Source organism: Streptomyces antibioticus (assembly GCF_002019855.1).
GTDB classification, from domain to species: Bacteria; Actinomycetota; Actinomycetes; order Streptomycetales; family Streptomycetaceae; genus Streptomyces; species Streptomyces antibioticus_B.
Genome location: NZ_CM007717.1, coordinates 3,890,472 through 3,903,689, shown reverse-complemented (window position 1 = coordinate 3,903,689; position 13,218 = coordinate 3,890,472). Strand labels below are relative to the sequence as shown.

General features: G+C 72.0%; 14 protein-coding genes. 4 read left to right on the top strand and 10 right to left on the bottom strand.

All coding sequences use genetic code 11. The features are described from left to right. The first annotated feature begins 155 nt into the window (after nt 1-155). A complete protein-coding gene (gene afsK / locus AFM16_RS17425; protein ID WP_078633864.1) occupies nt 156-2,579 on the top strand; it encodes a protein serine/threonine kinase AfsK in 2,424 nt (807 codons plus the stop codon). A 143-nt stretch (nt 2,580-2,722) separates the two neighbouring features. Here afsK and AFM16_RS17420 read toward each other — a convergent pair whose 3' ends face one another. From AFM16_RS17420 to AFM16_RS17400, 5 genes are all read right to left on the bottom strand, one after another. Next, nucleotides 2,723-3,349 carry a DUF433 domain-containing protein gene (locus tag AFM16_RS17420; protein ID WP_078633863.1) on the bottom strand — a complete coding sequence of 209 codons (627 nt, stop codon included), beginning with the start codon at nt 3,347-3,349 and terminating at the stop codon, nt 2,723-2,725. Between the two features lie 8 nt (nt 3,350-3,357). Next, complete coding sequence (locus AFM16_RS17415) at nt 3,358-4,185, bottom strand: hypothetical protein (RefSeq protein WP_078636994.1); 828 nt, start codon at nt 4,183-4,185, stop codon at nt 3,358-3,360. A gap of 264 nt (nt 4,186-4,449) precedes the next feature. Beyond that, on the bottom strand, nt 4,450-4,641 hold the full coding sequence (locus AFM16_RS17410) for a DUF397 domain-containing protein (protein WP_078636992.1): 192 nt from the start codon (nt 4,639-4,641) through the stop codon (nt 4,450-4,452). After that, nucleotides 4,641-4,778: a DUF397 domain-containing protein gene (locus AFM16_RS40075; RefSeq protein WP_245177983.1), complete on the bottom strand. Its 138-nt coding sequence runs from the start codon at nt 4,776-4,778 to the stop codon at nt 4,641-4,643. Before AFM16_RS40075 ends, AFM16_RS17410 begins: the two co-directional genes overlap by 1 nt. Next, nucleotides 4,735-5,655, bottom strand: coding sequence for a helix-turn-helix domain-containing protein (locus AFM16_RS17400; RefSeq protein ID WP_078633862.1), 921 nt, complete (start codon nt 5,653-5,655; stop codon nt 4,735-4,737). Before AFM16_RS17400 ends, AFM16_RS40075 begins: the two co-directional genes overlap by 44 nt. Before the next feature lie 146 nt (nt 5,656-5,801). Between AFM16_RS17400 and AFM16_RS17395 the strand changes: the two genes are divergently transcribed. Next, on the top strand, nt 5,802-6,311 hold the full coding sequence (locus tag AFM16_RS17395; RefSeq protein WP_078633861.1) for an ATP-binding protein: 510 nt from the start codon (nt 5,802-5,804) through the stop codon (nt 6,309-6,311). Here AFM16_RS17395 and AFM16_RS17390 read toward each other — a convergent pair. From AFM16_RS17390 to AFM16_RS17380, 3 genes are read right to left on the bottom strand one after another with little or no spacing between them, the layout of a single operon-like run. Then, on the bottom strand, nt 6,232-7,005 hold the full coding sequence (locus AFM16_RS17390) for an enoyl-CoA hydratase/isomerase family protein (RefSeq protein ID WP_245177720.1): 774 nt from the start codon (nt 7,003-7,005) through the stop codon (nt 6,232-6,234). The two genes, AFM16_RS17395 and AFM16_RS17390, sit on opposite strands and share 80 nt — an antisense overlap. After that, a complete protein-coding gene (locus AFM16_RS40070; protein WP_078633859.1) occupies nt 7,002-7,418 on the bottom strand; it encodes a Zn-ribbon domain-containing OB-fold protein in 417 nt (138 codons plus the stop codon). Before AFM16_RS40070 ends, AFM16_RS17390 begins: the two co-directional genes overlap by 4 nt. A 3-nt stretch (nt 7,419-7,421) precedes the next feature. Further along, complete coding sequence (locus tag AFM16_RS17380; protein ID WP_078636991.1) at nt 7,422-8,579, bottom strand: lipid-transfer protein; 1,158 nt, start codon at nt 8,577-8,579, stop codon at nt 7,422-7,424. Nucleotides 8,580-8,678: 99 nt separating this feature from the next. Here AFM16_RS17380 and AFM16_RS17375 point away from each other — a divergent pair, with 99 nt between their 5' ends. Both AFM16_RS17375 and argG read left to right on the top strand, forming a co-directional pair. Next, complete coding sequence (locus tag AFM16_RS17375; RefSeq protein WP_078633858.1) at nt 8,679-10,292, top strand: FadD3 family acyl-CoA ligase; 1,614 nt, start codon at nt 8,679-8,681, stop codon at nt 10,290-10,292. Nucleotides 10,293-10,359: 67 nt separating this feature from the next. Beyond that, entirely contained in the window at nt 10,360-11,814 is a 1,455-nt protein-coding gene (argG, locus tag AFM16_RS17370; protein ID WP_030785096.1) for an argininosuccinate synthase, read from the top strand. 76 nt (nt 11,815-11,890) lie between these two features. On the opposite strand, the gene AFM16_RS17365 is transcribed toward argG, so the two are convergent. Further along, nucleotides 11,891-12,853 (bottom strand): phosphotransferase family protein, encoded by a 963-nt coding sequence (locus AFM16_RS17365; protein ID WP_107419100.1) that lies wholly within the window; start codon nt 12,851-12,853, stop codon nt 11,891-11,893. A gap of 85 nt (nt 12,854-12,938) precedes the next feature. Further along, nucleotides 12,939-13,124 (bottom strand): regulatory protein AfsS, encoded by a 186-nt coding sequence (afsS, locus tag AFM16_RS17360; protein WP_030785094.1) that lies wholly within the window; start codon nt 13,122-13,124, stop codon nt 12,939-12,941. Nucleotides 13,125-13,218: the final 94 nt, after the last annotated feature.

Sequence of the window (13,218 nt, the reverse complement as noted above, 5' to 3'; positions counted from 1 at the left end):
GATGAGACACCCCGATTGCCCCCGGGTTCGCAACCGGCCGCCCGGTTAGGAAGAATCAGGGTGCGCGTGCCGCCATGGCGGTGCGGTGGTGAGACGCTGCACGGGGCCGTGTACACAAGTGGGTGACAGGGCCCGTACGGGGAGGTGGCAGGCAAGTGGTGGATCAGCTGACGCAGCACGATCCGCGGCGGATCGGTCCGTTCGAGGTGCTGGGACGGCTGGGGGCCGGCGGCATGGGGCTGGTCTATCTGGCGCGCTCCGCGTCCGGCCGGCGCGTGGCGATCAAGACCGTCCGCACCGAGCTGGCCGAGGACCAGCTCTTCCGCGTGCGCTTCACGCGCGAGGTGGAGGCGGCGCGGGCGGTCTCCGGCTTCTACACGGCCGCGGTCGTCGACGCCGATCCGCGGGCCGCGGTGCCCTGGCTGGCCACGGCCTACGTCCCCGCGCCCTCCCTCGAGGAGATAGTGAACGAGTGCGGGCCGATGCCGGCCCAGGCGGTGCGCTGGCTGGCGGCGGGGGTCGCGGAGGCGCTCCAGTCGATCCACGGCGCCGGGCTCGTCCACCGTGACCTCAAACCGTCGAACGTCCTCGTCGTCGAGGACGGCCCCCGGGTGATCGACTTCGGTATCGCGTCCGGCGTTTCGAACACGCGTTTGACGATGACGAACGTGGCCGTCGGTACGCCCGCCTACATGTCCCCCGAGCAGGCCAAGGACTCGCGCAGTGTCACCGGCGCGAGCGATGTCTTCTCGCTCGGCTCGATGCTCGTGTTCGCCGCCACCGGTCACCCCCCGTACCGCGGCGCGAACCCGGTCGAGACGGTCTTCATGCTGCTGCGCGAGGGCCCGGACCTGGAGGGCCTCCCGGACGAGCTGCGGCCGCTGATCGAGTCCTGTATGCAGATGGAGGCGACGGCCCGCCCCAACCCGGCCGACCTCCAGGCCCAACTCGCCCCGCACCTCTTCGGCTCCGGTTCCGACGACAGCGGTACGGCGTCGGCGTGGCTGCCCGAGAAGGCCGTCGCCCTCATCGAGACCCGCCGCGGCGGCCTCCGGCCGGTCAGACCGGCACCCACCACGTCGCGCAGCGTGGGCGGTGCCGGAGGCGGCGGCGGTGGAGTGGGCATGGCCCGTCCCGCCGTACCCCCGCCCCCGGCGCACGACCCGGTGGTGCCGGCCCCGCCCGTGCCCCCGGTCCCGGCGCTGCCCGCGCCGGTCGCGGTCGGCTCCCCGGACACCGGCCCGGTGCTGCTGGCCGGCGCGGCCGTGCCGATCGGGCCCGGCCCGCGCGTCGCCGACGTCCGCGCCACCGCCGCCGTCAAGGCGCCGGTGCCCGAGCCCGGCCTGGTCGCCTCCTGGACCCGGATCCGCCCCGGCGTCAACGGCGCCGACACCGCCCTGCCCGCGCCGCACGGGGCCCCGGCCCTGCCGCCGGCCCCGGAGACCCCGGCGGGCTGGCGCCCGTGGCGGTTCCGCATGTCCAACGACGTGTGGGGCACCCCGGCGGTCGCCGGCGACCTCGTCTACGTCACCTCCTTCGAGGTGCACGCCCTGGACGTGGCGACCGGCAGGCGCCGTTTCAAGACGCGGGACGTGGCCTGGTCGATGGCGGTCGCCGACGGCAGGGTGCACGCCTCCGACGGCCCCACCCTCTTCGCCCTGGAGGCCCGCGAGGGCGGCGACCTGTGGCGTCTCCAGACGGACGCGTGGGTGTACTCCCTCAAGGCCGAGCGCGGCACGGTCGTCACCGGCACCCGGGGCGGCGGCGTCCAGGCGTGGGAGGCGTCCACCGGCCAGAAGCTGTGGGAACTCACCGGCTGCCAGACCGACTTCGAGTCCCCGGAGGCGGGCCCCGCCCTGCACGACGGCACCGTCTTCGTCTGGCAGGACGCCCGGCTGCGGGCCCTGGACGCCCGTACCGGCGACGAGCGCTGGGCATACCCCATCGGCGACGCGGCCTCCTGCGGCGGCGTCCCGGTCCGGGTCACGCCCGCCCCCGACGGCCACGTCTACCTCACGGCCGGCACCCGGGTGCTCGCCGTGGACGTCACGAGCGGCCGGGTGCGCTGGCACTTCGAGGCCCCGGCGGTCTTCCTCTCCCCGCCCACCTTCGTCCCCGGCCCCGCCGTCACCGGCGGCGGCGTGTACCTCGCCGACTACCTCGGCACGGTGTACGCCCTCGACGCGGGCGACGGCCGCGACCGCTGGCGCATCGCCACCGAGGCCCGCTCCTCCATCGACCCGGTGCTGGTCGCGGCGGGCCACGTCCACGTCGGCAGCGGCAAGGGCCTCTACACCCTGGACGCGGTCACCGGCACACCCAAGTGGCGCTTCCAGGCGGGCGGCGACATCGTCGGCGCCCCGGCCGTCGCCGAGGGCCGCATCCACTTCGGCTCCTCCGACCACCTCCTCTACACCCTCAAGGCCGACGACGGCCGCCTCCGCTGGAAACTCGCCACCGGCGGCGAGATCACCGGCTCGCCGGTGGTCCGAGACGGCGTGGTCTACGCCTGCAGCAAGGACCGCTGCGTGTACGCCCTGGACGCGGAGAAGGGGACGGGGACGGCGCGTACGGCTTGACCGGGGCGGCTGTCGTGCCGGGTGCCCGGCGGGGATCGGGGCGACGGCCGCCATGGGGATCGCCCACCGGCCGCTCTCTCTACCCCTGATGCCATGCCGGGGTGGGGCGCCCGCCCTGGCCCAGATCTCGGTCGAGGAAGACATCAGGCGGCAAGACGCACCACTGCCTGGCAGAGGGCGTCCACCTGCTCAGGCGTCATGTCGTAGTCGTAGGCGATGTCCTCGACGGACTCCCCGGCCTCCCACAGATCGGTGATGGCCTTGACCGAGACCCGGTTGGCGGCCACCACGGGGAGGCCATGGCCGAACCGCGGGTCGATCACGACGGGGACCGAGTCCGGGTACTGCCGCAGCCGCAGGCTGGAGGGGAAGTCGTCGCCGGGCTCCCAGGTCAGGTGGCGGAGATGGTCGGAGAGCGCTCGGCTGGCCGGGGCCCAGCCGTGCTCGACCAGCAGGCTCACCCCGTCCGTGGCGATCCCCCGGGACACAAGCCCGTACGGGGTGTCGAAGGCGTCCCGTACGGCGGTGGCCGCCTCCCTGATCTCGCTCATCCGGAGCCCCATCGAGCGCAGTGACCGAAGGACGTATGCCTCGGCGACCCCGATGAACGGCACCGACGGCTGACCTTCGCGCAGCCGCTTCACCTGGTGGACCAGCGACGCTCCCGCGGCTCTGTCCTCCAGCCACGAACTGAGGGTCGACTGCGGAATCTCAAGGTGGGAGGCCACCTCCGCGGGCGTCAGAAGGCCGTTGTCGAACCGCCTGACCACGGGCCGGATCAACAGGCCGTGCGGAGATGGGCGTTGTGGCGGCAGTCGCGGCAGGGGCCCGGGGTGGGGGAGCGGAAGGCTCGTTCGCAGCCGTCGCAGGTCTGGAACGGGGGGATCGGTACCGGGCGTTCCACGGGGGGCGTCGGGGGTGCGGGGAGTGGGGTCTCGCGGAGGCGGTAGGCGAGGATGCCCGCGGGGCGGGTGAGGAAGTGGTCGGGGAGTCTCGCGGTGAGCACCTCGGTGATCCGCGCGGCGCCCACCCCCGCCGCGAGCCAGCCCGCGACCGCCGGTGCCAGGCGGACGGCCTCGCGTTCGGAGAGGATCAGCCGCGGGTCGACCCGGCGCAGGGCGGCGAGTACGGCGACGGCGCGCGGGTCGGTGTCGGCCGTTGGCTCCGCCGGGGCCGGGGCGGGCGTCGGTTCCTCTACCGCGGTCGCCTCGGGGCGCTTTCGGGGGCGGCGAGGCGGCTTCATCCGTTCCCTGAGGTCGCCGGGGACGTCGTAGAAGTACGTCCGGGTGCGGATCTGGCCGGTGGGCGTGCGCTCGCGGGGGCGTCGTACGTACCCCGCCGCTTCCAGTTCCCTGAGCGCCCGCGAGATCAGGATCTCGCCCTCGCTGAAGTGCGCGCACAGGGCCGCGATGGACACGGGTGCCCCGGCGGGCAGCGAGGAGATGTACACCGCGACGCCGACCGTGACCGCGCTGCCGCGCCGCTGGGCGAGGGCGTTGGAGATCACCGTGAAGTCGGCCGTGAGGCGGGTCCGAACGTGGATCACACCGGATGCGGGAGCTACGGCGTCGGCGCGCAGGGGCGCGTTAGACTGCGATTCAGCCATCGGGAAGGCGTTCACTTCCTGATCGGTCAGGCCCTCGTTCGGGATTGCCGTCCCGGCCGGGGGCCGTATCTGTTTGCGGTTGTCGCGGCGAACGTAACCGTCCGTGACCCGGACCCGCAAGCCAGTCACCCGGACGGGTGACGAGACCCTCGCGACCAGGGAGGGTGGGTGGGCGGGAGTTCTTTTCCCCGGTTCTTTAGGGAGGCCCGTGGCTCACCGAACCCCGGCGGGCCAGGCTTCGGTGAGCCCGTGGGGCGGTGGGGGTCAGCCCTTCAACTCGCCTATGAATGCCGCCCAGGAGGTGGAGTTGAAACAGAGCGCCGGGCCGTGCGGGCGCTTGCTGTCACGGACCGGGACTATGGCCTCCGCGTGGAGGTCAGCCGCCACCTCCACGCAGTCACCGCCCTCCTGGTTGCTGTAGCTGCTCCTGCGCCAGGCGCGGTCGTTGTCCTCCATCACGGACGGTCCTGTCCTGCCTTCAACTCGCCTATGAATGCCGCCCAGGAGGCAGCGGCGAAGCAGAGTGCCGGGCCTTGCGGCACCTTGCTGTCACGGACCGGGACGACGGTCCCGGCGCGGAATCCGTCGGCCACCTCCACGCAGTTGCCGCCCTCCTGATTGCTGTAGCTGCTCTTGCGCCACGCGGCGCCGGTCAGTTCGGGACGGGACCTTCGCTCCACGGTGGTTGTCCTCCATCACGGATCGGATCATGCCGAGCGACATGAGCGGGGGCAGGGCCACCGCCCGCAGCCGATCGTAGGTCAGTGCGAAGTCTCTGACCTCGTCCGGATCCTCGACCAGTTGGCCGTAGTGCGCGCCCTCCGTGTAGGCGGTGTCAGATCCGTCCGGCATGGTGAGCACTGTGAGCGAGCCGCCCATGACATCGTGCTCGCCCTGGTCGAACGGCAGCACCTGCACGGTGATGTGCGGTTCCGCGGCAGCGCTCAGCAGCCGTGCGAGTTGCTCACGCATCACCGTCTCCCCGCCGACCGGGCGTCGGAGCACCGCCTCATCGAGGATCACCCACAACTCAGGACGGTCGGGGCCGACGAGACGCTCCTGTCGGCCCATGCGCAGGGAGACGCGCTCCTCCAACTGCTCCTTGCCGTCCAGCGTCCGACCCACGCTCAGCACCGCCCGTGCGTAGTCCTCCGTCTGTAACAGGCCCGGCACCAGGTGAGCCGCGTATTCACGGACAGCCACCGCCCGCTCCGACAACCCCATGAACCTCCGCGACCAGTCCGGAAACGCCTCCCGGTACACGTACGGCCACAGCTCGACCAGCAGGTTGTCCGCGTTCAGCGCCGCGTCCAGGGCGCGGGCCAGGTCCAGTGTCGGTTTTGCCCCGGAGGCCCGTTCGATCTGGGTGATGCGGGTGCTCACCACGTGGGTTCTGTCGCCCAGTTCGGCCTGGGTCAGGCCGGCCGTCGTGCGGAGTCTGCGGACCCGTGCGCCGAACAGCGCGGCCATCGACGTACTGGGATCAATTGCGTTGGCCAAGGCGTCACTTCCGTTCCTTACAGACAGAAAAGTAAGGCTGTGTCACCTTTCGAGCGTAGGGCGATCGGACGACTCTTGAGCACGGAAAGTGATGACTCGACCAGAACGGGCAAGCCGTGCTGACAGACAAGACCACCGCCTCCTCACTCACCGAGCAGTTCGTCTCGTCGCCGCGAGGCGCGCGGCTCGCCCGGCGGCTCGCCGTCCGGTGCATGGCGGAGTGGGGGTACCCGCCGCCGTCCGACGCCTCGTGCGCCGTCGCCCTCGTCGTCGGCGAACTCGCGGCGAACGCCGTCCGGCACGGCCGAGCCCCCGGGCACGACTTCGGCCTCCAGCTCGTTCTCGACGCCGCCGAGGGCCTGGTGCGGGTCGAGGTCGCCGACGCCGTCGGAGAGAAGCGGCCGCCCGTGACCGGTCCCTCGTCGTGTCCCGAGGGTGAGTCCGGGCGGGGGCTGCTTCTCGTGGACGCCCTGGCCGTGCGCCGGGGGACGGATGACCGGTGGCCGGTGGGCAAGACCGTGTGGGCCGAGGTGCCCGTCGGGTCGGTCAGCGGATTCGGGGACCGTCCGTCGAGCGCGCCGCGAACAGCTTCGCCTGCTGTTCCGGCGGCAGGTTGCCCAGGGTGATGAGGTGGGGGGCGTGGGAGAAGGCCATCAAGCGGGTTGCCTCCTTCGCCGACCAGAGGGCTCGCACCGTGCCCTGGACGGCGGTGGCCGGGTAGCTCGCGAGCGTCGTCGCGCAGGCCGTCGCCGCGGACAACGCCCCTCCCACCTCAGTGAGTTCGCTGACCAGGCCCACCGCGTACGCCCGCTCCGCCGAGAGGCGTTCCCTCGTGCCCATGAGCATCAGGCGGGCCGCCTCGCCGTACGGCATGCGGTGGGCCAGCAGGATCGACTCGTACGCGCTGACCATGCCGTACGTGGTGTGCGGGTCGAAGAAGACCGCCCCGGCGCCGGCGACGATGAACTCGCACTCGCCGAGGAGGTAGAAGGCGCCCCCGCAGGCCATGCCCTCCACGGCGGCGATCACCGGCTTCCATAAATCGTTCGCCTTCGGGCCTACGGTGAGGAGGGGATCGTCCTGCATGAAAGGGGAGTTGGGCTGGGGGACGGTCGTGTCGCGGTCCAGGCCCGTCGTGAAGGCTCGGGTGCCCGTGCCCGTGAGGACTATCGACCGTGTCGTGTCGTCGTAGCGCAATTGCCGCCACGCCGCGCGGAGTTCGTCGGCCATGGCGACGTCGATCGCGTTCAGGCGCGCCGGGCGGTTCAGGGTGACGACCGCCACCCCGGTGTCCTTGTCGGTGGTCACGCGGATGCTCACGGGCGCTCCAGGATCCAGCGCGGCAGCCCCGCGTCGTCGAAGACGGCCTGGACTCGGGCGCCGATCCGGATGCGGTCCGGTGGGAAGGCGCCGAGGGGTGCGTTCGCCTCCGGCACCAGGTTGCCGATCAGGCGGATGCGGGGCGCGTCGGTGAGTTCGACGACGATGACGTTGTACGGGGCCTGCGCGGCGTAGTCGGGGAGGAGAGGGGGGTGCGGGACCACGTAGGACCAGATGCGGCCTCGGCCCGAGAGCCGTCGCCATTCGCTCGTGAAGGACTGGCAGTGGGGGCAGCAGGGGCGGGGCGGGAAGCGGGGTTCGGCGCAGTCGGCGCAGGTCTGGACGCGGAGTTCGCCCTGGGCGGCGTACCGCCAGAAGGGGGCGCCGTCGGCGTCGGTGACGGGACTCAGCACGGGTCAGCTCCTCAGCAGCAGGGCGGAGGTGGGGACCCCTTCGCCGGCGGTGACGAGGCAGGTCGCGGCGCCCGGGACCTGCGCGGTGGCGATGCCGCGCAACTGCTTGACGCCCTCGTTGATCAGGTTGAAACCGTGGACGTACGCCTCGCTGAGCCCGCCGCCGCCGGTGTTGACCGGCAGCCGTCCGCCGATCTCCAGCGCGCCGCCCTCGGTGAAGGCGCCGCCCTCGCCCCGGCCGCAGAAGCCGTAGCCCTCCAGGGAGAGCGGGACGAGCGGGGTGAACGCGTCGTAGATCTGGGCCACATCGACGTCCGCGGGGGTGAAGTCGGCGTGTTTCCACAGGTGTCGGGCGGCGGTCCAGGACGGGCCGGTGAGCGGGTCGTCGTTCCAGTAGTTGACCATGCCGTGGTGCTGGGCGGGCAGCCCCTGCGCGGCGGAGTGGACGTACACGGGACGGCGACGGCAGTCGCGGGCGCGTTCGGCGGAGACGATCACACAGGCCAACGCGCCGTCGGTTTCGAGGCAGTTGTCGTAGAGGCAGAGCGGTTCGCTGATCCAGCGGGAGGTCATGTACATCTCGCGGGTGAGCGGGCGGTCGTACATGATCGCGGCCGGGTTCTGATTGGCGCGGTTGCGGCAGGCGAGGGCGACGTTGAAGAGGTGGTCGCGGGTCGCGCCGTACTCGTGCATGTAGCGGCGGGCGAGCATCGCTATCTCGTCGGCGGGGCGGAGCAGGCCGAAGGGGCGCGTCCACTGGGCCGGGGTGGGGAGTTGGGCGGTGGTGTTGGTCCAGGGGCGGGGGCCGCTGCCGCGCTTGCGGGACCGCCAGGCGACGCCCACCGTGGCCTGGCCCGCGGCGATCGCGGCGGCCAGATGGGCGACCGTCGCGCAGGAACCGCCGCCGCCGAAGCCGACCTTGCTGAAGAAGGTGAGGTCACCGAGGCCGACGGCCTTGGCCAGCTCGACCTCGTCGGTCTCCTCCATGGTGTAGGAGGCGAGCGCGTCGACCTCGCCGGGGGCGATCCCGGCGTCGTCGAGGGCGGCGAGGACGGCACGGCAGGCGAGCGTCCTCTCGTCCTCGGGGAGCCTCTTGGCGAAGGGCGTCTGGCCGATGCCGACGATCGCTGTGGCGTCCTTGACGCCTGGTCCTCCGGTCACCGTGCGCACACCTCCGCAGACGGACGGGCGAGCTGACAGACCGTCAGGTTAGCGTTAATCTGACGGACAGTCAGCTACCGGGGTGGAGTGGAGGCTGCGGTGGAGTGGGAGAGCATTCCGGCCCTCGTGCGGTGGGCCGCGGAACGGTACGCGGACACCGAGGCCGTGGTGGAGGGCCGTACCCGGATCTCGTACGCCGAACTCGGCGCCCGCGTCGAACGCGCGGCGGCCGCGTGCCTCGCGAACGGCGTCGCGCCGGGCGACCGCGTCGGCATCTGGGCGCCCAACTCGCTGGACTGGATGGTCGCGGCGCTGGGCGCGGTCTCGGCGGGCGCGGTCCTGGTGCCGTTGAACACCCGCTTCAAGGGGACGGAGGCGGCGGACGTGCTGCGCCGCAGCGGGGCGGGGCTGCTCTTCGTCACCGGAACCTTCCTCGGCACGTCGTACGTGGCTTCCCTGAGGAGGGCGGCGGGTGCGGGGGCCTCAGCCCCCGCCCCGGGTGGTCCCCTTCCCGGGCTCCCCGCGCTCAAGCAGGTCGTCGTTCTCTCCGACGACGCCCCCGCCGACTTCCGTACCTGGAAGGACTTCCTGGCGAGCGGGGAGGGGGTGAGCGGGGCGGAGGTCCGAGCGCGGGCGGACGCGGTGCGGGCGGACCAGCCGTCGGACATCGTCTTCACGTCCGGTACCACCGGGCGGCCGAAGGGTGCCGTCATCACCCACGCCCAGACCCTGCGCGGCTACGAGATCTGGAGCGACCTCGCGGGCCTGGTGCGCGGCGACCGCTATCTGATCGTGAACCCCTTCTTCCACACCTTCGGCTACAAGGCCGGCGTGATCGCCTGTCTGATGCGGGGCGCGACGATGATCCCGCAGCCGGTGTTCAACGTGGACACGGTCCTCGCGAACCTGGCGGCGGAGCGCGTCTCCGTGCTGCCCGGCCCGCCCACGCTCCACCAGTCCCTCCTGGACCACGCCTCGCGCGACGCCCACGACCTGTCGGCGCTGCGGCTGGTCGTGACCGGCGCGGCCGTGGTGCCGCTGCGGCTCGTCGAGCGGCTGCGGAGCGAGCTGGGGGTGGACACGGTCCTGACGGCGTACGGCCTGTCGGAGGCGAGCGGCATCGTCACGATGTGCCGGCGCGGCGACGACCCGACGGTGATCGCGTCCACCTCGGGCCGTGCGATCCCCGGCGTGGAGGTGCAGGTCCAGGCGTCGCCGGGGCAGCCGGGGGAGGTGCTGGTCCGCGGCTTCAACGTGATGCGCGGCTACTACGAGGACGAGGCGGCCACGGCCGAGGTCCTCACGCCGGACGGCTGGCTGCGCACCGGGGACGTGGGTGTGCTGGACGAGGCGGGCAACCTGCGGATCACCGACCGGATCAAGGACATGTACATCGTCGGCGGCTTCAACGCGTACCCGGCGGAGATAGAGCAGCTCCTCGGCCTGCATCCCGATGTGCGTGACGTCGCCGTCGTCGGCGTACCGGACGCCCGGCTCGGCGAGGTGGGACGGGCGTACGTGGTGCGGCGCCGGGGTTCGGTGCTCACCGGGGACGATCTGATCGCCTGGGCGCGGCGCGAGATGGCGAACTACAAGGTGCCGCGGGAGGTGGAGTTCGTGGGCGCGCTGCCGAGGAACGCGAGCGGGAAGGTGGTGAAGGGGGAGCTGCGGAGGCGGGCGGGTGGTGCCTCCGCGGAAGCACGCTCTGCATGAGTGCTTCGTATGAGCGGCTTTGCACGACCGCTTTGCATGACCATGCGTTGTGGTGCATACTCTTCCTATGTCCAAGGTCCTCACCTCCCTGCCCACGGGGGAACGCGTCGGTATCGCCTTCTCCGGCGGTCTCGACACCTCGGTCGCCGTCGCCTGGATGCGCGACAAGGGCGCGATCCCGTGCACCTACACCGCCGACATCGGCCAGTACGACGAGCCCGACATCGCCTCCGTGCCCGGCCGCGCGAAGACCTACGGTGCCGAGATCGCGCGCCTGGTCGACTGCCGCGCGGCGCTGGTCGAGGAGGGCCTGGCCGCGCTCACCTGCGGCGCGTTCCACATCCGCTCGGGCGGGCGGGCGTACTTCAACACCACCCCGCTCGGCCGTGCCGTCACCGGCACGCTGCTGGTGCGGGCGATGCTGGAGGACGACGTCCAGATCTGGGGCGACGGCTCGACGTTCAAGGGCAACGACATCGAGCGGTTCTACCGCTACGGTCTGCTCGCCAACCCGCACCTGCGGATCTACAAGCCCTGGCTGGACGCGGACTTCGTGACCGAGCTGGGCGGCCGCAAGGAGATGTCGGAGTGGCTGCTCGCCCATGAGCTGCCCTACCGGGACAGCACGGAGAAGGCGTACTCCACGGACGCCAACATCTGGGGCGCCACCCACGAGGCGAAGACGCTGGAGCACCTCGACACCGGGGTCGAGACCGTCGAGCCGATCATGGGCGTGCGGTTCTGGGACCCGTCGGTCGAGATCGCCGCCGAGGACGTGACGATCGGCTTCGAGCAGGGCCGGCCCGTGACGATCAACGGCAAGGAGTTCGCCTCGCCGGTCGACCTGGTCATGGAGGCCAATGCCATCGGCGGCCGGCACGGCCTGGGCATGTCCGACCAGATCGAGAACCGCATCATCGAGGCGAAGAGCCGCGGCATCTACGAGGCGCCCGGCATGGCCCTGCTGCACGCGGCCTACGAGCGGCTGGTCAACGCCATCCACAACGAGGACACCCTCGCCCAGTACCACAACGAGGGCCGGCGCCTCGGCCGTCTGATGTACGAGGGCCGCTGGCTGGACCCGCAGGCGCTGATGATCCGCGAGTCCCTCCAGCGGTGGGTCGGCGCGGCCGTCACCGGCGAGGTCACCCTGCGGCTGCGGCGCGGCGAGGACTACTCGATCCTCGACACCGCGGGCCCGGCGTTCAGCTACCACCCCGACAAGCTGTCGATGGAGCGCACCGAGGACTCCGCGTTCGGCCCGCTGGACCGGATCGGCCAGCTCACCATGCGCAACCTCGACATCGCCGACTCGCGCGCCAAGCTGGAGCAGTACGCCGGCCTCGGCCTGATCGGCACCGGCAGCCCGGCGATCGGCGCGGCCCAGGCCGCGGCGACGGGCCTCATCGGCACCATGCCGGAGATGCCCCAGGGCGGCGCCGAGGCCATCGCCTCCCGAGGCGAGGTCGACGAGGACGACGCGCTGCTGGACAGGGCGGCGATGGAATTCGGCACGGACTGATCCCCCCCGCGCCTGCGTACGACAAAGGCCGCCCCCGACGCGCACTCTGCGTCGGGGGCGGCCTTCGTCATGTGGTTCAGGCGTAACGGTCGAGGAGAGCCCCGACGTATCCCTCCAGCCGTCGGGTCAGGACACCGGCCGTCAGATCGACGCGGCCCAGTTCACGCCAGGGAACGGCCACCTTCTCCGCGTCCGGGGCGAATCCCAGCGCGTCCAGCAGCCGCCAGTACAGGTGGGAGCCGTCGTCCTCGGCCAGGGTTCCGCCCGCCGCGACGTAACGATCGGCGAAGCGCAGGCCCGCGGGCACCCCGTGCAGCAGGGCGAGGGCCGTCGAACAGTGCGCCACGTCCAGGTCGGCAGGACCCCAGGAGGTCTCCACCCAGTCGACGACCCCGCTGATCCGGGGATCGTCGTCGGGGCCGGTGAAGAGGACGTTGCCGGGATGGAAGTCCCGGTGCAGGAAACAGCCCTGGTGGGCAGGGGGTTCGCGGCAGATGAGATCGACGGCCCGCCGCCAGAGGCCGGGCCGTTCGGTGTCCGGGGGCACCGTCACCCGCTCGGGAGAGGTCCACGCCTGGTAGGCGCGGGGCCGTTGCCGCGCGGTCACCGGCAGGCGGTGGACACGCACGAGTTGCCGGGCCAGCAGATCGGCGCGGGCATCGGCGCCCCGATCGCCCGGACGAACGGTCCCCGGCAGATGGGACATCAGCAGGGAGGGGTGAGCGCAGTGCCGTGCCGTCGCGTCGACCGCGACGAGCGTGGCCGCGGGCACGTCCGTGTCGGCGAGGAGGCGCAGGATGTCCGCCTCGCGGGTCAGCAGGCCCTCGGCGTGCTGGACGAAGAAGGGCTTGACGAAGGACCGCAGGACGAGTGAGCGCGGGCCGTCCGGACCGCGGAGGTCCAGGCGGCGCATCTCCGACGTCCAGCCGCCGCGCAGCCGTACGACGGCCTCGACGCGCTCCGCACCGGCGAGTTGTTTCTCCACCCAGGAGCGTGTGGTGTCCCAGCCCTGAGTGTCCTGCTCCACACCGATGTCCACAGAGGCAGCGTAGCCGTACGTCCTGGCCGGTCACGGCGGCAGCTCCCCCGCGGGCCGCCGTGACCGATCCCCCTTCCGCGGACAGCTACTTGCCGTCGCGGCCCAGGGCCGGCGGGGCCGGCATGTGGTTGTCCAGCGTGGTGACGACCTCGGCGGCCGGCGGGGCCGGCATGTGGTTGTCGAGCGTGGTGACCGTCTCGTCCTCGGCCGGCACGGCGGGCGTCGTGCCCTCCGGCGCGGTGGCTTCCGTGTCCTTCGTGGTGTCGCTCATGGTCTTCCTCTGCTGTGGTGACGAGTGAGGAACGCCCGCCCGCCGGCCCCCCGTGAGCCGTCGGACGGGCGTTCGGAGCCGCAGACTAACCGGC

Bases quoted from the DNA above. Each gene is read 5' to 3' on its own strand.
- argG (WP_030785096.1), top strand. From the start codon at position 10,360: ATGTCCAAGGTCCTCACCTCCCTGCCCACGGGGGAACGCGTCGGTATC.
- afsS (WP_030785094.1), bottom strand. From the start codon at position 13,124: ATGAGCGACACCACGAAGGACACGGAAGCCACCGCGCCGGAGGGCACG.
- AFM16_RS17415 (WP_078636994.1), bottom strand. From the start codon at position 4,185: ATGGCTGAATCGCAGTCTAACGCGCCCCTGCGCGCCGACGCCGTAGCT.
- AFM16_RS17400 (WP_078633862.1), bottom strand. From the start codon at position 5,655: ATGGCCGCGCTGTTCGGCGCACGGGTCCGCAGACTCCGCACGACGGCC.
- AFM16_RS17410 (WP_078636992.1), bottom strand. From the start codon at position 4,641: ATGGAGGACAACGACCGCGCCTGGCGCAGGAGCAGCTACAGCAACCAG.